This window comes from Carboxydothermus hydrogenoformans Z-2901 (assembly GCF_000012865.1).
In the GTDB taxonomy this organism is placed as follows: domain Bacteria; phylum Bacillota; class Z-2901; order Carboxydothermales; family Carboxydothermaceae; genus Carboxydothermus; species Carboxydothermus hydrogenoformans.
Genome location: NC_007503.1, coordinates 386,162 through 404,956 on the forward strand (window position 1 = coordinate 386,162; position 18,795 = coordinate 404,956).

The 18,795-nt window shown below is 41.1% G+C and carries 17 protein-coding genes, 3 tRNA genes and 1 other RNA gene; 18 read left to right on the forward strand and 3 right to left on the reverse strand.

Annotated features, from left to right (window positions below; genetic code table 11):
* The first annotated feature begins 60 nt into the window (after positions 1-60).
* From CHY_RS01995 to ppdK, 3 genes are read left to right on the forward strand one after another with little or no spacing between them, the layout of a single operon-like run.
* Positions 61-693, forward strand: a complete 633-nt coding sequence (locus CHY_RS01995) for a helix-turn-helix transcriptional regulator (protein WP_028051493.1) — start codon at positions 61-63, stop codon at positions 691-693.
* Between the two features lie 9 nt (positions 694-702).
* Positions 703-1,536 (forward strand): pyruvate, water dikinase regulatory protein, encoded by an 834-nt coding sequence (locus CHY_RS02000; protein WP_011343379.1) that lies wholly within the window; start codon positions 703-705, stop codon positions 1,534-1,536.
* Entirely contained in the window at positions 1,536-4,193 is a 2,658-nt protein-coding gene (gene ppdK, locus CHY_RS02005) for a pyruvate, phosphate dikinase (protein WP_011343380.1), read from the forward strand. The genes CHY_RS02000 and ppdK overlap by 1 nt, the downstream gene beginning before the upstream one ends.
* A gap of 50 nt (positions 4,194-4,243) precedes the next feature.
* On the opposite strand, the gene CHY_RS02010 is transcribed toward ppdK, so the two are convergent.
* Positions 4,244-5,422: a M48 family metalloprotease gene (locus tag CHY_RS02010; RefSeq protein WP_011343381.1), complete on the reverse strand. Its 1,179-nt coding sequence runs from the start codon at positions 5,420-5,422 to the stop codon at positions 4,244-4,246.
* Between the two features lie 335 nt (positions 5,423-5,757).
* Here CHY_RS02010 and CHY_RS02020 point away from each other — a divergent pair, with 335 nt between their 5' ends.
* The 15 genes from CHY_RS02020 to CHY_RS02090 all read left to right on the forward strand — a co-directional run bounded on the left by CHY_RS02020 (position 5,758) and on the right by CHY_RS02090 (position 17,205).
* Positions 5,758-6,744 (forward strand): hypothetical protein, encoded by a 987-nt coding sequence (locus CHY_RS02020; RefSeq protein WP_011343382.1) that lies wholly within the window; start codon positions 5,758-5,760, stop codon positions 6,742-6,744.
* An 8-nt stretch (positions 6,745-6,752) separates the two neighbouring features.
* Positions 6,753-7,124: a GntR family transcriptional regulator gene (locus CHY_RS02025; protein WP_011343383.1), complete on the forward strand. Its 372-nt coding sequence runs from the start codon at positions 6,753-6,755 to the stop codon at positions 7,122-7,124.
* Entirely contained in the window at positions 7,102-7,692 is a 591-nt protein-coding gene (locus CHY_RS02030) for a hypothetical protein (RefSeq protein WP_011343384.1), read from the forward strand. Before CHY_RS02025 ends, CHY_RS02030 begins: the two co-directional genes overlap by 23 nt.
* Positions 7,693-8,523: an ABC transporter ATP-binding protein gene (locus CHY_RS02035; RefSeq protein ID WP_011343385.1), complete on the forward strand. Its 831-nt coding sequence runs from the start codon at positions 7,693-7,695 to the stop codon at positions 8,521-8,523.
* A gap of 517 nt (positions 8,524-9,040) precedes the next feature.
* Positions 9,041-9,574 carry an RNA 2',3'-cyclic phosphodiesterase gene (gene thpR, locus CHY_RS02040; RefSeq protein WP_011343388.1) on the forward strand — a complete coding sequence of 178 codons (534 nt, stop codon included), beginning with the start codon at positions 9,041-9,043 and terminating at the stop codon, positions 9,572-9,574.
* Positions 9,575-9,652: 78 nt separating this feature from the next.
* Positions 9,653-10,270: a flavodoxin family protein gene (locus CHY_RS02045; RefSeq protein ID WP_011343389.1), complete on the forward strand. Its 618-nt coding sequence runs from the start codon at positions 9,653-9,655 to the stop codon at positions 10,268-10,270.
* A 14-nt stretch (positions 10,271-10,284) separates the two neighbouring features.
* Positions 10,285-11,283 (forward strand): deoxyguanosinetriphosphate triphosphohydrolase, encoded by a 999-nt coding sequence (locus tag CHY_RS02050; protein WP_011343390.1) that lies wholly within the window; start codon positions 10,285-10,287, stop codon positions 11,281-11,283.
* A 74-nt stretch (positions 11,284-11,357) separates the two neighbouring features.
* Complete coding sequence (dnaG, locus tag CHY_RS02055; protein ID WP_011343391.1) at positions 11,358-13,085, forward strand: DNA primase; 1,728 nt, start codon at positions 11,358-11,360, stop codon at positions 13,083-13,085.
* 22 nt (positions 13,086-13,107) lie between these two features.
* Complete coding sequence (gene rpoD, locus CHY_RS02060; RefSeq protein WP_011343392.1) at positions 13,108-14,220, forward strand: RNA polymerase sigma factor RpoD; 1,113 nt, start codon at positions 13,108-13,110, stop codon at positions 14,218-14,220.
* Between the two features lie 95 nt (positions 14,221-14,315).
* Positions 14,316-14,390: transfer RNA gene (locus CHY_RS02065), tRNA-Ile, on the forward strand.
* Between the two features lie 35 nt (positions 14,391-14,425).
* A tRNA-Glu gene (locus tag CHY_RS02070) sits at positions 14,426-14,501 on the forward strand.
* Position 14,502: 1 nt separating this feature from the next.
* A tRNA-Val gene (locus tag CHY_RS02075) sits at positions 14,503-14,578 on the forward strand.
* Positions 14,579-14,703: 125 nt separating this feature from the next.
* A complete protein-coding gene (locus CHY_RS02080) occupies positions 14,704-15,402 on the forward strand; it encodes a tRNA (adenine(22)-N(1))-methyltransferase (RefSeq protein ID WP_011343393.1) in 699 nt (232 codons plus the stop codon).
* A complete protein-coding gene (locus CHY_RS02085) occupies positions 15,381-16,487 on the forward strand; it encodes a Nif3-like dinuclear metal center hexameric protein (protein WP_011343394.1) in 1,107 nt (368 codons plus the stop codon). Before CHY_RS02080 ends, CHY_RS02085 begins: the two co-directional genes overlap by 22 nt.
* A 4-nt stretch (positions 16,488-16,491) precedes the next feature.
* Positions 16,492-17,205 (forward strand): C4-type zinc ribbon domain-containing protein, encoded by a 714-nt coding sequence (locus CHY_RS02090; protein ID WP_041537612.1) that lies wholly within the window; start codon positions 16,492-16,494, stop codon positions 17,203-17,205.
* Positions 17,206-17,410: 205 nt separating this feature from the next.
* On the opposite strand, the gene rnpB is transcribed toward CHY_RS02090, so the two are convergent.
* Positions 17,411-18,185: RNase P RNA component class A (gene rnpB, locus CHY_RS12930), an RNA gene on the reverse strand.
* A gap of 73 nt (positions 18,186-18,258) precedes the next feature.
* Positions 18,259-18,582 (reverse strand): YbjQ family protein, encoded by a 324-nt coding sequence (locus tag CHY_RS02100; protein ID WP_011343399.1) that lies wholly within the window; start codon positions 18,580-18,582, stop codon positions 18,259-18,261.
* Between the last annotated feature and the right edge of the window lie 213 nt (positions 18,583-18,795).

Below are 18,795 nucleotides of genomic sequence, written 5' to 3' on the forward strand. Positions count from 1 at the left end.
TAATATATCCTGTAAGCTAATTAAATAATATAGCACATTTCCTTAAGGTAGGTGAATTATATCGAACTTACAAAACGTCAGGAAAAAATCCTTGAAATAGTGCGCAATCACGGTCCTATTACCGGGGAGGAGATTGCTCAAAAACTGAACATCAGTCGTGCAGCGCTAAGGCCGGATTTAGCGATTTTAACCATGGCTGGATTACTGGGAGCAAGACCCCGGGTAGGTTATTACTATACCGGGAGGGAACCCCGGGATGTAATTGCCGGGGTTTTAGGAAATATTCGGGTGCAGGAAGTTCAGTCCCGCCCTATAGTCGTGCGGGAAACATCTACGGTATATGATGCTATCGTCACGATGTTTATTGAAGATGTGGGGACAATTTTTGTTGTTTCCGAGGAAGGTTTTTTGGAAGGGCTGGCTTCACGCAAGGACATGCTCAAAGCAACTATGGGCGGTAAAGATATTAACAAGCTTCCTGTAGGTGTGGTAATGACGCGGATGCCAAACATCATAGTAACTTATCCCGATGAGTCGGTGTTAAGGGCAGCGGAGAAATTAATTCACCACCAGGTAGATTCCCTTCCGGTAGTAGAAACGGTGCTGCATGAAGGTCGGGAAAAATACCGGGTGGTGGGTAGGTTTACCAAAACCAACATTACAAGGCTTTTTGTCAGCCTGGCCGGAAAGTAAAAGGAGGTATTGGCAATTAATCTGAAGTTAGAGCAAATTCCAGTGGTTTATATTCTTTCTGATTCAATCGGGGAAACGGGGGAAGTGGTGGCGAAAGCGGCTGCCAGTCAATTTGATTCGGGCCGGGTTGATATTCGGCGGGTGCCGTACTTAAGTTCGGTTCGGGAAGTGGAAGAGGCGTTACAGGAAGCGGAAAGTGCAGGGGCCTTGGTGGTTTACACTCTGGTGCGCCCGGACTTAAAAGAGTACCTGGAAAAGCGAGCCCATGAACTTTCCCTTCCCCATGTGGATATCATGGGACCGATGTTGGAGGGTTTAAAGCAAATCACCAAGCAAAATCCTAAATACCAGCCCGGATTAATTCGCAAAATGGATGAAGCTTACTTTAGCAAGGTAGAAGCGATTGAATTTGCCGTTAAATACGATGACGGCAAAGAACCTCGGGGATTGCTGCGGGCGGATTTGGTGGTAATTGGGGTTTCGCGAACTTCTAAAACTCCCCTTTGCATGTATTTGGCCCATAAGGGGATCAAAGCGGCAAACGTGCCGTTAGTACCGGAGGCTACTCCCCCGGAAGAATTGTTTAAAATTCCCCCTCATAAAGTTGTGGGACTTACCATAAAACCTTCAATTTTATTTGAGATCAGGAAGGAAAGGCTAAAAACATTGGGACTATCCCAAACGGCCGATTATGCTAACATGGAAAGAATTTTGATGGAGCTGGATTATGCTCTGGGTATTATGAAAAAAATCGGCTGTGCCGTAATTGATGTGAGTAATAAAGCGGTGGAGGAAACGGCAGCCAGGGTGTTAGAAATTTACAGGAAAGGGGTAGGGAGGTAATGACCAAATACGTTTACTTATTTCATGAAGGCCGCGCTGACATGAAAGATTTATTGGGGGGAAAAGGGGCCAATTTAGCGGAAATGACCAATATCGGTCTTCCGGTACCTCCGGGAATGACCATTACTACCGAAGCCTGTCGGGAGTATTACCGGCTGGGAGGTAAGTTCCCGGAAGGTTTAATGGAAGAGGTCAAGGAAAAGCTTGTTTATATTGAAGAAAAAACCGGTAAAAAATTTGGCGACCCCCAAAACCCTCTTTTAGTTTCGGTGCGGTCGGGAGCTAAATTCTCGATGCCGGGAATGATGGATACTATCTTAAACCTCGGTTTAAACGAGGAAACGGTGGAAGGTTTGGCGCAAAACACTCAAAATCCCCGGTTTGCTTATGATGCTTACCGGCGGTTTATTCAGATGTTTGGGGATGTGGTTTTAGAAATTCCCAAACACGAGTTTGAACATATTTTAGACCGGCAAAAAGAAAAGGAAGGGGTAACCTTTGACCAGGAACTTTCCGCAGAAGCTTTAAAGGAAGTTATTACCCGATATAAAGAATTGGTAGAAAGAAAAACTGGAAAGCCTTTCCCTTCTGATCCCATGGTTCAGCTTACCATGGCTATTGAAGCGGTATTTAAGTCCTGGAATAACGACCGGGCCATTGTCTACCGGAATTTAAATAAAATTCCCCATGATTTGGGTACTGCGGTTAACATCCAGTCAATGGTCTTTGGTAATATGGGCAACGACTCCGGTACCGGTGTGGCCTTTACCCGGAACCCTTCCACCGGGGAAAAGGTTTTATACGGTGAATATCTGACCAACGCTCAAGGAGAAGATGTGGTTGCCGGCATTCGTACTCCGAGTCCCATTTCCAAGTTAAAAGAAGAAATGCCGGAAGTTTACGAACAATTTGTCAGTATTGCTAAACTCTTAGAAAGTCACTACAAAAACATGCAGGACATTGAATTTACCATTGAGCGGGGTAAACTTTATATCCTGCAAACCAGAAACGGCAAGCGGACGGCCCAGGCTGCAGTTAAGATTGCCCATGACATGGTCGAAGAAGGGTTAATTACCAAAAAAGAAGCGATTTTAATGGTGGAGCCGGGACAATTAGACCAGCTTCTTCACCGGCAAATTGATCCTTCGGCCAAGGTGGAGGTAATTGCCAAGGGGTTACCCGCTTCTCCCGGGGCTGCCTCGGGGATTGTAGTTTTTGATGCCGATGAAGCGGAGAAACTGGGCAAAGAAGGGAAAAAGGTTTTACTGGTGCGGACCGAAACCACTCCCGATGATATCCACGGCATTGTGGCCGCCCAGGGAGTTTTAACCAGCCGGGGTGGTATGACCAGCCATGCGGCGGTGGTTGCCCGGGGCATGGGTAAGCCGTGTGTTTGCGGTTGTGAAGCCATCAAAATTGATTATGAGAAAAAATTGTTTACCGTAGACAATATTACCGTAAAAGAAGGAGACTACTTATCCATTGACGGTTCTACCGGACGGGTAATTCTCGGAACTGTCCCGATGAAAGATCCAGAACTATCTCCGGAATTTATTAAGCTTCTGGAATGGGCCGATGAGTTAAAGCGGCTTGAGGTTCGGGCCAATGCCGATACCCCGGAAGACGCCCAGAAAGCCCGGGAATTTGGAGCCAAAGGTATCGGCCTTTGCCGGACGGAACATATGTTTATGGGCCCCGAGCGGCTGCCTCACGTACAAAGAATGATTTTAGCCGAAACCAAAGAAGAGCGGGAAGAGGCTCTATCTCACCTTCTTCCCATGCAGGAAGAGGATTTCTATGGCATTTTAAAAGCTATGGAAGGCTATCCGGTATGTATCCGGCTCCTGGACCCGCCCCTTCATGAATTTTTGCCAAGTTTAGAAGAACTGTTGGTGGAAACTACCGAGCTCAGGGTGCGGGGAGATAATCCAGAATTACTTGCCGAAAAAGAAGCTCTTTTAAAGAAAGTAAAATCTTTACACGAATTTAACCCGATGCTCGGACACCGGGGCTGCCGTTTGGGGATTACTTATCCGGAAGTTTACGAAATGCAGATTCGGGCCATCTTTAACGCTGCTGCTCGCTTAACCAAAGAAGGGTATAAAGTATATCCTGAGGTGGAAATTCCCTTAACCATTGATGTTAACGAAATGAAATTCTTTAAAGAAAGAATTGATGCCATTGCCCGGGAGGTAATGGAAAGGGAAGGGGTTACCTTCCACTACACCACCGGCACCATGATTGAATTACCAAGGGCAGCGCTACTGGCCGATGAACTGGCCGAAGTTGCCGAATTCTTTAGCTTTGGTACTAACGACCTAACCCAGACTACCCTTGGTTTTAGCCGGGACGACGCCGAAGGGAAGTTTTTAACCCACTACTTAGATATGAAGATTTTAAAGGAAAATCCCTTTATCGTCTTGGACCGCAAAGGTGTTGGGAAATTAATGAAAATTGCCGTAGAAGGCGGCCGGAAAACCCGTCCGGATTTACTGGTCGGTATCTGCGGTGAGCACGGCGGCGAACCAAGCTCCGTAGAATTCTGCCACCAGATTGGGCTTGACTTTGTAAGCTGTTCACCTTACCGGGTGCCGATTGCCCGCCTGGCAGCAGCTCAGGCGGCGGTGGCGGAAGGAGAAATTGTTGGAACTAAATAAGGAAATTTAAAAATAAAGGGGCTACCGCAAAAAAATAAATGGGTAGCCCCTTATTTAATGTTTTGGAACTTTTTTGTTCTAATCCTCTCTAATCTAATATCAAAGGATGATTTTCCGTATAAAGCCTCAGGGGTAGTTTTGAAAGCCAAGGCTAATTCTTCTAAAGCTTTTTCCGTGGTGGTTAAGCCAATTAATTTTATGGCGTAATCATCGGCTCTATATTCTCCAAGCTCTTCATATTTTATCCAGATAAATATTAATAAGAAAATAAGCACTAAACCGGCTGTATGTAAAAAATTTCCAATTACCGTATATCCCGTGGCCTGGTAGTAACTACTTAAAGTAAACATAATAAGTAATCCCCAGGGTACGAGTACTGGCGAAATAATCATCCCAAACATTTTAAATTTGCGATCTAAAAGATGACCGGCTTCATGGGCAATTAAATATTCCCGGTAGTTATCATTTTTTACGTATTCGGAATCGATAAAAATGCGGCCTTGGGGGTCGGCAAGGCCAAGGATAACTCCTTTAGAACTTAAAAATGATACCAGAGGACTTACAAAAACGGGAAATCCATAGGCCTTTTTTAGTGGCTTGGAAAAAAAGCGAACGGTAATAAATGAATATTTTTTTGAAGTTCCTATATAGGGTAATATCATTTTGCCAATGATAAGCCAACTAAAATACTTAAAAAGATCTTCGATGACTTCTAAAGGTAAGTAAGGTATTAGTAACTTTTTAACATTAAGAAAAATAAGGGACATCAAAAGGGGTGTTGTAAATAAAGCAAAGATACCAATAAAAAGGACCAGTAGGGTGATTATGAATATTTTCTTATTTGGGGGTTCGGCGTCTTCGAGGATTAAAGTTGAACCATCAGCGGTTTTGGAAACTTGTTTTAAACCCGGTAAATAAGCGATATTTCTGATAACTTTTTTTGATCTTGCTCCGTTAAATAAAGTCAACAGACATTGCCAAGTGGTAAGAGGGTATTTATCAATTAAAACCTTTGCAGAATAGATTTTAGTTGCCTTTATTTTGGGAAGTCCCATCCCCACCAGGTTTACTGCTAAACCGCCCAAAATAGTAACTAAGCTTTTAGCCCAAAGACCCTGGACATAGCCATCGGTAGCTTCAGCTAAACTACCGGCTAAAGCAAAAGACAACCAAAAAGTAAAAAGTGCAGCACTTACGACCCAGGTCGCGATTTCCGCATATAAGATCAAAACTTTTCACCCTTTCACAAGTGTTGGTAATAGTTAAAGAATACGGAAAGAAAAAGCTGAAAATTTTTTAAAATTTAGTATAAATCATTACTTCGTTTACATTTTAATTTAATGGTACATTTTTTTGTCAAGAAGAATTTGTTTTTTGCTGTATAAAATTCCGCGGTTTTGCAAAATTTTTTCCCGGGCACCGATGAGGTGTTTTTCTTTGCCAGTTTTGACCGCAAAAAATAATTAACAAATATCTGTGATGCCATAATTACCCTCTTGACAGCTTGCTTTCATACTGTTATATAATTATATAACAGCATGAAACAATGACGGAGGTTTTGAAAATGGATACTGGGCAAAGGGCGAAACCTGTTTTAAAGATTATTTCGGCAATTTTGTTAGGGTTAATGGCCTGGGTTGTACCGTATCTGCCAATTAAACTTCTGCTGGTGCTTTTAGCAATCCTTTTAATTGGCCTTGGGCTTCCAAGAAGCAGGATATCTTTTATAATTTTAAGCTCAATTGTAGTAGTTTTTAGCTTTTTTACAAATCCGAATTTTATTGGGCAAGCGGCCAACTGGCCTGCATGGCTTAGCGATTTTGGTAGCTGGAAAAGTTATACAAATAGCTTTGATAGTGCCCAGATGAAAAACTTTGACATTGAAAAGTATTTTTCCAAGACCCGGGTTAACCCTGACAAGAGAGTGCGCTTGACGGCCAAGACCGTAGAGATTGATACTGACTGCGGTGTGGAAATTTCACTGGTGGAGGGAGATTACATCGAATACCCGGCAGAGCTTCGGTTAAGCCAGAAAGGTGATATAGCTGTAATTTCTGGCGGGCAAAGAGGGGATGTAACCTATGTAATCCGTTTGGGAAAAGATAATTTGAAAAACTTAAAAATCTCTGCCGCCGGGGTAAAGTTAAAAGGGGAAGGGAACTTTGAAGAGGTTTTTATTGACTGCGCCGGGGCGTATCTTTCTTCGGACCTTAACGTAAAGAACTTAAACATCAATGCGGCGGGGCTTATGCTGAATGGTAATTTCGCAGGGGATAACCTTGAGGTTGATGGGATGGGAATGGAACTAAGGGGAACGTATCGGTTTAACAATATGAAAATAGATGGCATGGGGGCGGAGGTAAACATGAAGGTAGCTTTGAAAGAGCTCACGGTGGATTCCTTAGCCATTAACGGCCGGATTGAGATAACTGCAAAACCAAACGATGAAGCTAAAATTAAACTTAATTCCCTGGCGGGGAATATTACTTTAAAAAATTTAGACGGAGTGGTTCTTGAGCATTCTGGTTTTACAAAAATTAACAGAGAGTGATGGTGAAGATGTTAAGAAAGGTTGATAAACACAGCGGTATCCCGGCATATATCCAAATTGGCAATATGATCAAAGCAGAGATAATTCTGGGCAATCTCCCCCAGGGGGCCCAGCTCCCACCGGTGAGGGATTTGCAATATATCTTTGATGTAAACATCAATACCGTGCTAAAAGCCTTAGACAAACTTAAAAACGAAGGCTTTATCGAGGCCGAACAGGGAGTGGGGTATTTTGTAAAAAAGGATATCAGCGTTGAGGAGGAGATAATTAAAACAGTAAAGGATTGCATTCAAAAAATAAAGGCTTTAGGAATAGATTTTTATACCATTATGCTGATTTTTGAGGAGGTATGGAAAAATGAAAGCTCCCCTGATGCCTGATTTTGTCAATAAAATGGAACTTTTTCTGCAAATAGAGCTAAAAGAAAAGATGGGAAGGCTATTTATCTTTTTGGTTTTGCTGTTTGTGCCCGGTTTTTCCGTTAAAACTATAGCCATATTTTTCTTAAGCGCCTCAATGCTGCCGGCGGATATCAAAAACCGGCGGGATGAAGCTTTATATTTTCTACCCTTTTCCCGCAAAGAGCTCTACCTCTATAACTTGGGATTTTTACTTTTGCTGGTTTTAGTTTCCTCGATTATAACCCAGGCCCTTTGGCCAACAACCATTGCCGAAAAAGGAATGTTCATCATAAAAAGCATTAACTTTACTTTGGCCATGTTCGGGGTGGTCATGCTTTGCGTTTCCCAGGGCTTAGATAATATCGGTTGGCCGTTTATTATCGTCTTGCTGGATGCCCTCTTAGGAAGTATTGGCAGGGCGTCAATTAACCCTTATAACTGGATTAGCTTTACCAATCAGGGCAATATCCCCTTTGCTTTTGTATTTGCGGCGATAATTTGCTTTGCTGGCTATTGGATATATCTGAAAAATGGTGGTGAGCTCTAAATGGTTTTAGAAGTAAAAAACTTAAGCAAGCAGATTAGAGGCAAGCAGATTTTAAGCAATGTCTCGTTTAGCTTGGAAAAAGGTGAGGTTTTAGCGTTAATTGGACCAAACGGTGCGGGCAAGACCACAACCATAAAATGCATTATCAATGCCCTTAAAAAAGATGAAGGCGAAGTTATTTTATTCGGAAAGCCTTTTGCCAATGAAGTAAAGACCAGAATAGCTGTTGTCCCTGAAGACCGCAAGGTTTTTCGCAATTTTACCGCGGCGGATTACCGAAGTCTTTGGCAGGGCCTTTATCCTGCCTGGAATGATGCGTTTTTTAAGGATTTTGTAGTAAGATATAACTTTAATTTAAACCAGAAAGTGGAGAGCTATTCTATAGGGCAAAGAACCCTGTTCCTGCTTGGTCTTGCTCTATCCAGTGGAGCTGAACTTCTCTTGCTGGATGAGCCAACCCAGCATTTGGACCCTACCATTAGAAATGAGGTTATTCATCTCATCAACCAATATGCCCGGCTTGGCAATTCCCTTTTGGTGTCGTCCCATGAGATCTTTGAATTAGAAGAATATGCCACTACCTTTGCCATTATCAAGAACGGAAAGGTTTTGTACACCGATTCCATTGACGACGCCAAGCAAAAGCACCGGATAATAAGGCGGGGGGAGAGCTTTAAAGAGGGTGAGGTCATAGGGATGATTCACGATGAGATCCTTTTAAAAACCTCCGATGATATAGGTATGTATCCCAAGTTGAATCATATTGTAGTGGGATATTTGCAGGGAAAGAGTGCCGATTTAAATTTGGCAGAAGATTTAAAAGAAAATTAAAATTTCCGGTACTATCGTTTCTGCTTTCAATACAGAAACAAGACCACCTGATAACACTGATACAGTTAGTATCAGTGTGCTACAATTTGCTTTATAAAGTTATTTTTTGTGTTTGCTTAACATTTTGAAACCCCCCTTATCTCCTATTTTCAGGAATACATTTCCAATTATTACTCTATTGTTGTTTTGTCAAGACAATTTTTAAAATTTTTTGTATATAGGCCGGAGAAGCGTTTACAGTATTTTTCAAGCTAAAACAAGCATTGAAAAAGGTGAGTTGCTGGAATCCCATTAAAAAAGAAGTACTTTATATTATTAAACGTTTGTGTTTGCAATTATCAAACTGGTGAAAAGAAAATTAAGTTAAATAGGTTTTACAAAAAACGCCAAAGCATTTTTAAGAATTAATTTTTCTTGCATTGGCAGGATTTTTCTTTTCTTTAGGGAGAAAAAAAGGATTTTTTACTTTTGCGGCAAATAATAAATATACTTATTTTATTGACAGTGGGGGATAAAGATGCGTTTATTTTTTGCAGTGGATTTTCCCGAGGAATTAAAAGAAAAAATTCATCAGGATATTACACCTTTATTTAAATACAACGGGGTTAAGTGGGTAGCAAAAGAGAACTACCACTTAACTTTAGCTTTTTTGGGGGAAAAAGAGGAAAAGGAGCTTTTGCAAATTGACCGGGCGGCAAAGAGCGTACCTCAAGTCAAAGAGTCATTAATCAAAGTATTAGATTTTGGGGCTTTTCCCAATTTAAAAAGGCCTAAAGTTTTATTTTTAAAAATCGAAAGTCCCGGGCTTTTAACTTTAGCCGAGAATTTACGTCAAAATTTAAAAGAAAATAATATTTCTTTTGACGAAAAGCCGTTTGTGCCCCATTTAACCATAGGCAGGGTAAAAGGGGAAATAAAAAATTTAGCTTTACCAAAGTTTAACCCCAAAGAATTTTCTTTTAAAAACTTTTACTTAATAAAAAGCATTTTAACCCCTGAAGGACCGATTTACGAAAAAATAAAAAGCTACGAAATATTACAAAATGCTTAAGAATTTGTTAAAATTAAATTTTATGAAGGAAAAAGCCAATTAAAAAGCGTATTAGGAAGGTATAAAGGAGGCATATAAATGAAGGTTGTTGTTTTAAATGGAAGTCCTAATAAAAATGGCAACTGTACTTATCTTGCGGGGGTAATAAAAAATCTTGCCAGTGAGTATAATGCAGAAACTGTAATTATCAATGTTGACGAGATTATGCGCCGCCAAAAAATCCCTTACTGCATCCATTGCTCGGCACCTTGTTCGGGGGTTTGCTACAAGGGAACGGAATTAGAAGCTGCCTATCTTCAGCTTGGTTCCGCTGATGCAGTAATCATGCTCTCACCGGTTTACTTCGGCACTGTATCGGCGCAATTAAAAGCTTTTTGGGATAAAACCCGAAGACTTAGGGACAGAAAGCTTCTTGTTAATGTAGTGGGAGCGGCGGCCACCGTTGGCGGTTCGCGCTTCGGGGGCCAGGAGACCACTATATCTACCCTCCACGACATGATGCTGGTTCAAGGTATGACCGTTGTAGGCGATGGTTTGTTTACCGCCGATGCCGGACACCAGGGGGCGTGCTTTACCCGTCCGGCCGAAGAGGAGCAAAACGGTGTTAAAAGGCTTGAGATATTAGTAAAAAGGGTGTTGGAGGTAGCTAAAGCTACCGAAAGTTTAAGGGAAAAGCGGGAGGTTACTTTATTTTAACGGAGCGATAATTTATGTTAATCCGGGAGACCATTGAAGAGCGGGAGCTTAGAGAATTATCTCCCTATGCGGCCAAGAGCCGTTTTACCAGGGGTAGACTTAAACCCGAAGAGGAATGTCCGATCCGTACCGCCTATCAGCGGGACCGGGACCGGATTGTCCATTCCAAGGCCTTTCGGCGGTTAAAACATAAAACCCAGGTGTTTATTGCCCCGGAAGGGGACCACTACCGGACTCGCCTTACCCATACTTTGGAGGTGGCCCAGATAGCCAGGACCATTGCCCGGGCTTTGTTTTTAAACGAGGATTTAACGGAAGCTATAGCTTTTGGCCATGACCTGGGGCATACTCCTTTTGGCCATGCCGGGGAAGACCAGCTGAACAGTTTGTTACCCGGAGGTTTCAAACATAATGCCCAGAGCTTACGGGTAGTGGATGTTTTGGAAAAGGGAGAAGGACTTAATTTAACCTGGGAAGTTCGGGAAGGGATCTTAAAGCACACCTGGAGTGAGGAGCCGCCGGAAACCCTGGAAGGACAAATCGTACGGCTTGCCGACCGGATTGCTTACATCAATCACGATATTGATGATGCCATCCGGGCGGGGGTTTTAAAGGAAGAAGAACTGCCACGGGATTGCTTAAAAATTCTTGGCTTTCGCCACCGGGACCGGATTAACACCATGGTAACTGACGTAATTAAAAATAGCTTGGATAAGCCGCAAATTACGATGAGTCAAGATGTGGAATGGGCGATGTTAGAACTTAGAAATTTTTTGTTTAGAACGGTTTATATTGGAAGCGAACCGAAAAAAGAAGAGAAAAAAGCCAAATTTCTTATAAAAATGCTTTATGAACATTATTTAGAAAATGTATATCAATTACCCGAGGAATTTCAAAATATCGTTAAAAACGAAGGACCCGAAAGGGCTGTAGCGGACTATATTGCCGGGATGACCGACCGTTTTGCCTTAAAAGTATATAAAGAATTGTTTATACCTCATCCTTTGACCTAAAAACTTATTTGTCGAAGCAGCAGGAAAAAGCGAAAAAAAAGAGAATAACTATTATTAAGAGAGCGGTGAAAACCGTGTCCTTTCAAGAGGTTGTAGAAAAAATTAGGAACCGGGTCGATTTAGTTGATTTAGTTAGCGAATATACCAGGCTGAAAAAGTCGGGAAGGAACTATGTAGGATTATGTCCCTTTCATAATGAAAAAACCCCTTCCTTTTCGGTTTCACCGGAAAAAAACCTGTATTACTGCTTTGGTTGCCAAAAAGGCGGCGATATTTTTAGTTTTATCATGGAAAAAGAAAGGTTGAATTTTAAAGAAGCCGTCTTTTATTTGGCGAAAAAATATAACATTGAACTTCCGGAAACGGGAAAAGCGTATAATAAAAACGAACATCTGTACCGAATGTTACTTTTAGCGGCAAAATTTTACCATGAAATTTTAAAAACCGAAGCGGCCGGGAAAGCCCGGGATTACCTGCAAAGCAGGGGTATTACCGAGGAAACGGTTAAAGATTTTATGTTAGGCTTTGCTCCATCCGCCAAAGCTTTGCCGGCTTTTTTAAGCAGTAAAGGTTATAATCCGGGGGAACTGGTTAAAATAGGAATTGTGACAAAAAGTTATAGCGGAAACTTACATGACCGTTTTGCTGGAAGGCTTATCTTTCCCATATTCGACCGGGAGGGCCGGGTGGTAGGTTTTGGGGGAAGAGCCCTGGGCGAGGAAAAGCCCAAGTATTTTAATTCACCCCAATCGGTGATTTTTGACAAGGGTAAGCTTTTTTACGGTTTTAAACAAGCTCGAACCACAATCAGGGAAAAAAGACAGGCCATTTTAGTTGAAGGATATTTTGACGTGATTTCTTTACATCAGGCAGGAGTTAAAAATGCTATTGCGTGTTTGGGTACGGCATTTACCGAAGAACATTTAAATTTTTTAAAAAACTACGGTTATATTGAGGAAATAATCTTAGCTTACGATAGCGACCAGGCGGGAGAAAAAGCAGCCTATAGAGCACTGGAAATGCTGGTTCGGGCCAGTGCTGATTTAAGCATTAAAATCATTCGTCTTGGAGAATTTAAAGATCCCGATGAGCTTATTAAAAATCGGGGAGCAACTGCTTTTTTAGAAGAAATAGAAAAAGCCAAAACTCCTGCGGAATTTTTATTAGAATTAGAGCTTAAAGAAAAGAGCAGTTTAAATCTTAACGAACAAAGGGCGCTGTTAAAAAAGCTTATCCCTTATCTGGTTTTAGAATACGAAAAAACTCCGGCTTTGTTTGCCGAAAGAATAGGCGGCATTGCCAGCAAGCTTAAAATGAGCGAAGGGGCATTAGTGGACGAAATTCGCCGAGAGATTTATAAAAATGAAGAAAAATCTTTAAATAATTCAAGTTTTGGAGAAAATATAACTAATGAACACAAAAATTATGGCCTTTTAAAAGTTGAAAGTGAGTTATTGGGTTTGTTATTAGAATATCCTGAGTATCAAAAAGAATTTTTAAATGACTTTTTTTTCTATGAGTTTCAGGGAAAAAACCAGGAAGTCTTTAATTACCTAAAGGAAAATAAGTTCCCTGACCGGGAAGATCCATTATATAGTTACATGACCTATTTAAGGATTAACTGCCCGGAAGGGGATCCGAAGACCCTTTATGAAGGGTATGTTCGCTATCTTGAAGAACATTATAAAAAGCAGCAAGTTCAAAGGTTAACATTGGAAATATCTTTAGCGGAAAAAGAAGGAAACTGGGAAAAACTCCAGTTATTATTAAACAAACTGCAGGAACTTACCCAAAAAAACTAACGAAGAAAGGGGGGAATGCGGCATGAAGGAAATAATGCAAAATGAAAAGCTTATGGAAATTGTTGAAAAAGGTAAAAAGCGCGGCGTTTTAACCTATAATGATTTACTTGACAGCTTACAAAACGTCGATATAAATTCGGAACAAATCGATGAACTGTACGAATACTTGGCTAACCAGGGAATAGAAGTGGTACCGGAAATACCGGAGTTGGAGCTTGATTCTATTAATAGCTTAGATGACGACGTTGATTTTAAGCCTTCCGACATTGACGAGGTCGATTTAGATTTAACCATTCCGGAAGGGATTGCTATCGATGATCCGGTCCGGATGTATTTAAAAGAAATCGGCCGCGTTCCCTTGCTAACGCCGGAAGAAGAAATAGAGCTTGCCAAAAGGAAGGAAGAAGGCGATGAAGAAGCTAAAAGGAAACTTGCCGAAGCCAACTTGCGCCTTGTGGTAAGCATTGCAAAACGGTATGTGGGCAGGGGCATGTTGTTTTTGGATTTAATTCAGGAAGGCAATCTTGGTTTATTAAAAGCGGTGGAAAAGTTTGATTATCGTAAAGGTTACAAGTTTTCCACGTATGCTACCTGGTGGATAAGACAGGCCATAACCCGGGCTATAGCTGACCAGGCCCGGACCATTAGAATTCCGGTACACATGGTGGAAACGATAAACAAATTAATTCGCGTCTCGAGAAATCTTCTCCAGGAACTTGGGCGGGAACCTACCCCGGAAGAAATAGCCAAGGAAATGGGTATTTCTGAGGATAAAGTAAGGGAGATTATGAAAATTGCCCAAGAACCGGTGTCTTTGGAAACACCGATTGGAGAGGAAGAAGATTCTCACCTCGGAGATTTTGTCGAAGATCCCGATGCCAAAGCTCCCGTAGAAGAAGCTTCTTACACTTTACTGCGGGAACAGTTAGATGAGGTTTTAAAAACTTTAACCGAAAGGGAGCAAAAGGTCCTAAGACTTCGCTTTGGCCTGGATGACGGTCGTGCCCGGACCTTAGAAGAGGTCGGGCAGATCTTTGGTGTTACCCGGGAGCGGATTCGCCAAATTGAAGCCAAGGCTTTACGAAAACTTCGCCATCCAAGCCGGAGTAAAAAGCTGAAAGATTTTCTGGAATAGAAGTAAAAAATACCACAAAAATCTTTTAAAAAACTTCTTGACCAAATTAAAAATATCTCATATAATAAATCATGTCGCGGTAACAAATGAAATTCGGGCCCATAGCTCAGCGGTAGAGCTGCCGGCTCATAACCGGTAGGTCCCAGGTTCAAATCCTGGTGGGCCCACCATGTTAAGGCCGGAAGGCTCGAAGTTAAGAGTATGTGGCCCCATGGTCAAGAGGCCTAAGACACCGCCCTTTCAAGGCGGTAACCCGGGTTCGAATCCCGGTGGGGTCACCAGGGGCGGTTAGCTCAGCTGGGAGAGCACCTGCCTTACAAGCAGGGGGTCGGCAGTTCGATCCTGTCACCGCCCACCAAAGAATATAAACCTCAAACCTGTAAGGTTTGGGGTTTTTTGTTTTTACTACCTTTTTTGGGGAAGATGCTGTATAATTATTGAAAATATAATTAAACATATTTAAAAAGTTACTCAGGAGGAAAAATGGAGTTAACGGAAAGGTTAAAAGCGTTAGCAAAACACGTAATTACCGGTGAACCTGCGGCTGATATTGGTACGGACCATGCAAAATTACCAATTTATTTAGTAATCCACAATATCTGTCCAAAAGTAATTGCTACCGATTTAAATGAAATGCCACTGAATCACGCTCAGAGTGAAGTTAGAGAATACGGGCTTTTGGAAAAAATTGAGTTAAGACAGGGAGACGGGTTATCTCCTTTAAAACCGGGGGAAGTTAAAAGTGTGGTAATTGCGGGTATGGGTGGGAATACTATTGCGCGGATTATCGAAGGTCGACCGGAAATTGCCCGGGAAGTTCGCCTTATCCTGCAACCGATGACGGATAGTTATGCTTTACGCTTAAAACTGGTGTCAAGAGGTTACCGGATTATTGCCGAGGAACTGGTGGAAGAAAAAAGCAGACTTTACGAAGTTATTGTTGCTGAGGCCGGTAAAATGGAGAATTTAGATAAAGTTGAAATTGGCTTAGGACCGGTTTTGCTTAAGAATAGGGATGAACTTACAAGAAAATATTTAACAGGGCAAAAAGAAAAATACCGGAAAATCCTGATTAATTTACAAAAGGCGCAAGTGAAAGATTTAGAAAAGGTTAGGGAAATTAGTGAGATTTTAAATTATCTTAAGGAGGTGTTAAAAAGTTGGCCCATCCGCAGGAAATAGCGGCGGTTATAGAAGAAAAATTTCCACGGAAATTGGCAATGGAGTGGGATAATCCCGGCTGGCAGATTTATTTTGAAAAAGAAGTACATAAGGTCTTACTGGCTTTGGATATCACCGCAGCTACCGTTGATTTTGCATTAAACGAAAAGGTTGATTTAATAATTACTCACCATCCCCTCTTTTTTAAACCGCTTAAGTCCCTGACTTTTGAGCGAAAGGAAACTCTGCCCCTGTTAAAACTTCTGGAAAAGCAAATTTCGGTGTATGCCATTCACACCAATTTAGATGTGGCTTTCGGGGGAATAAACGATTATTTAGCAGAGCTTTTAGAACTTCAGGAAGTTAAGCCCCTGGGGGAGGAAATTTTTGAGAAACTTTATAAACTTTCCGTTTTTGTTCCGGAATCCCACTGGGAGACGGTTAGAGAAGCGATGGGAGCTGCAGGAGCGGGTTTTATCGGCAATTATTCTCACTGTACTTTTAACACCCGGGGTATTGGGACTTTTTTACCCCTTGAAGGTACAAATCCGTATATCGGTGCGGTGGGAAAGCTGGAAAGGGTAGAAGAAGTTAAGATCGAAACAATTGTTCCGGAAAGACTTTTAGCAAAAGTGGTAAAGGCTATGTTAAAAGTCCATCCCTATGAAGAGGTGGCGTACGATATCTATCCCTTGGAGAACAAAAATTATCTGGGAGGAATGGGAAGAATCGGGTTAACCGGTAAAAAAAGCTTTAAAGAGTTTTTAGCTTTAGTGGCGGAGAAATTAGGGATAGAAAATTTAAGATACGGGGGTGATTTAAATTCGGTTCCGAAAAAAGTGGCGGTGGTAACGGGAGCCGGCGGTAGCTATTGGCCAAAAGCTAAGTTTGCGGGGGCGGATATTTTTCTAAGCGGGGATATAAAATACCACGAAGCGGTTTCAATGATAGAAGCCGGTTTAAATTTTATCGATGCCGGGCACTGGGAAACGGAAAGAATATTTACTGAACTTTTGCTTCCCCTTTTAAGAAAAATTGAAGGCTTAAGTATTGTTGTGGAGATGGGGGAGCCGGTATTTAAATTTTTTAAAAGCAGCAGGGGGTAATATTTTGCAGTATATTAGGGAATTATATATGTTTATGCTTTTAGAAGAAGAAGAGCGGAAATTAGCAAATGATGAGCGGATATTGGTTAATCGGGAAAGTTTTAATATGGCCCGGAAAACCTGGGAAAGCACCCGAAAAATATTTTATGAAATTAAAGACGAGTTAGCAAAAACGGAAGAAGAAATCAAGAAATTAGAAGAGGAATTACTGGAATTGACTGACAAAATAAATGAGTTTGAGCAAAAGCTTTACCGGGAAGGTACAAATTTAAAGCAAATTGAACAGTATCAGTTTAAGCTTGAATTATTAAAAAACGAGAAATCCGATAAAGAAGAGCGGTTACTGGAAATTATTGACCGGGAAGAAGAATTAAAAGAAGAATTGAAAAAACTTAAAGATAAACTCACCAAGGGTAAAGAACGGCTTTTGAAATGGCAGGAAGAGATAAAGCTGGCAGAAGAAGAATATCGAAGAAATTTAGAGGCTCTTCGGCAAAAGTTAGCGCGGGAGCAAGAAAAACTTAAAGAAAATCCCTATTATGCAAAATATAAGGAGTTAAAAGAAAAGTATTTAAATCCGGTAGCGGTGGTAGAGAAAGAAACGTGTTATGGGTGTTTTATGAGTTTACCCTTTGAACTGACCAAAAAATTAAAGCTCGGGCAGGGAGAAGGAAGTATTTGCCCAAATTGTAAACGTTTGTTATATTATCCCGAATAATGAAAATTTACAGATAAATAAAACAAAAAACGACGAAAAAATTAAGAAATATCAGGGTTTTTATGGATTTGAGGTCATAAAAATTTTTTATTATTATTGCAATTTACGGAGATATTACTTTATAATGAAGGTAACTTCCTCTCTATTTATCCTTCAAATTTTAAGGCTATAAGCCCTCTTGAATAGGGCTTATAGCCTTTTTTTTCAAGCGAGTAAGCCTGTAAGCCGAGTTCTGTCGAGGATGACCATCTATCTGAGACCTCTGTCACCAGAGGCCTTAAGCGACCAACCCGGGGACAGAGCGGGCCACTCTATAGTCCCCCTATTTGGTCTTGCTCCGGATGGGGTTTGCCTAGCCGGACAGTTACCTGCCCGCTGGTGAGCTCTTACCTCACCTTTCCACCCTTACCCTACTGGAAGTTGGAGGTTGGAAGTTAGAAATTAGAAAAAACCTTATTTCCAATTGGCATATAAGCGATTTATTTTTTTAGCAAGTAATTCATACTCCTTATAAAAATATTGGTAAGTGTTTTCATCTAAATAATTTAAATCCTTAGCAAAGTCCAGTAATACTAACACTTCATTACAAGAGCCAAGGCTATTTAAAATAAAACTTTTAAAAGTTAAAATTGAACGTTTACGACCAAAGCCTTCCGCAATATTTAAAGGAATTGAAATTACGGCTCTGCGAAATTGACTTGCAAGCTCGTACTGCTCATATTTGGGAAAAGTTGTTATGATTTTATATATTTCAAGAGCAAGATTATAAGAAGTTTGGTAAACTTCTAAATCTTTAAAGGAGTAAATCATTTAATTTCTCCTTTCCAACTTCTAACCTCTCACCTCCAACTTCCAATAAGGCGGTTTGTTTCTGTGGCACTTTCCTTGGAGTCGCCTCCACCGGGCGTTACCCGGCATCCTGCCCTATGGAGCTCGGACTTTCCTCAGGGATTTCTCCCCGCGGTCATCCGGCTTACTCGCTTTTATTCAGTTTTGCCACTAAATAATTATAATTTTTTCCTGATACCTCTGCAAGCAACAAATAATGGTATCTTACATTTCGGGTTCGATATAAACGGCAGTTCCTGTTGCAACTACCATGAGCATTGACTGCCCAACACTTTCATAGTCTAAACTTATGCCAATTACGGCGTTTGCTCCAAGTCGTTTGGCTCTCTCACTCATCTCATTTAAAACTATATTTCTTGCTTCTTCCAGCTGTTGCTCATAAGCTCCCGACCGACCGCCAATAATATCGCTAATGGATGCAAGTAAATCCCGGATAAAGTTTGTTCCCATGATTGCTTCTCCGGTTACAATACCCAGATATTTTGTAACTTTAAAACCATCCAATCTTCCGCTTGTAGCTAAAAGCATTAAAGGACACCTCCCGGGTATTTTTTTTTTATTTTAACAAAAAATAAGCTGTAATAATAGGGAAAATAAGTTACCTTATTAGTGTGTCGAGTAATGTCGAAAAAACTCATTATTTGTAACCATTTCTTAACATTACCTTAATATATTAGTAACAATTATCAATTATTATGAAAACGAAAGGACAAGTCGGGAGGACAAAAAGAGGTCCCCCCC

Bases quoted from the DNA above. Each gene is read 5' to 3' on its own strand.
- CHY_RS02050 (WP_011343390.1), top strand. From the start codon at position 10,285: ATGTTAATCCGGGAGACCATTGAAGAGCGGGAGCTTAGAGAATTATCT.
- rpoD (WP_011343392.1), top strand. From the start codon at position 13,108: ATGAAGGAAATAATGCAAAATGAAAAGCTTATGGAAATTGTTGAAAAA.
- CHY_RS02025 (WP_011343383.1), top strand. From the start codon at position 6,753: ATGTTAAGAAAGGTTGATAAACACAGCGGTATCCCGGCATATATCCAA.
- CHY_RS02045 (WP_011343389.1), top strand. From the start codon at position 9,653: ATGAAGGTTGTTGTTTTAAATGGAAGTCCTAATAAAAATGGCAACTGT.
- thpR (WP_011343388.1), top strand. From the start codon at position 9,041: ATGCGTTTATTTTTTGCAGTGGATTTTCCCGAGGAATTAAAAGAAAAA.
- CHY_RS02080 (WP_011343393.1), top strand. From the start codon at position 14,704: ATGGAGTTAACGGAAAGGTTAAAAGCGTTAGCAAAACACGTAATTACC.
- CHY_RS02020 (WP_011343382.1), top strand. From the start codon at position 5,758: ATGGATACTGGGCAAAGGGCGAAACCTGTTTTAAAGATTATTTCGGCA.
- CHY_RS02030 (WP_011343384.1), top strand. From the start codon at position 7,102: ATGAAAGCTCCCCTGATGCCTGATTTTGTCAATAAAATGGAACTTTTT.
- ppdK (WP_011343380.1), top strand. From the start codon at position 1,536: ATGACCAAATACGTTTACTTATTTCATGAAGGCCGCGCTGACATGAAA.
- CHY_RS02100 (WP_011343399.1), bottom strand. From the start codon at position 18,582: ATGCTTTTAGCTACAAGCGGAAGATTGGATGGTTTTAAAGTTACAAAA.
- CHY_RS02035 (WP_011343385.1), top strand. From the start codon at position 7,693: ATGGTTTTAGAAGTAAAAAACTTAAGCAAGCAGATTAGAGGCAAGCAG.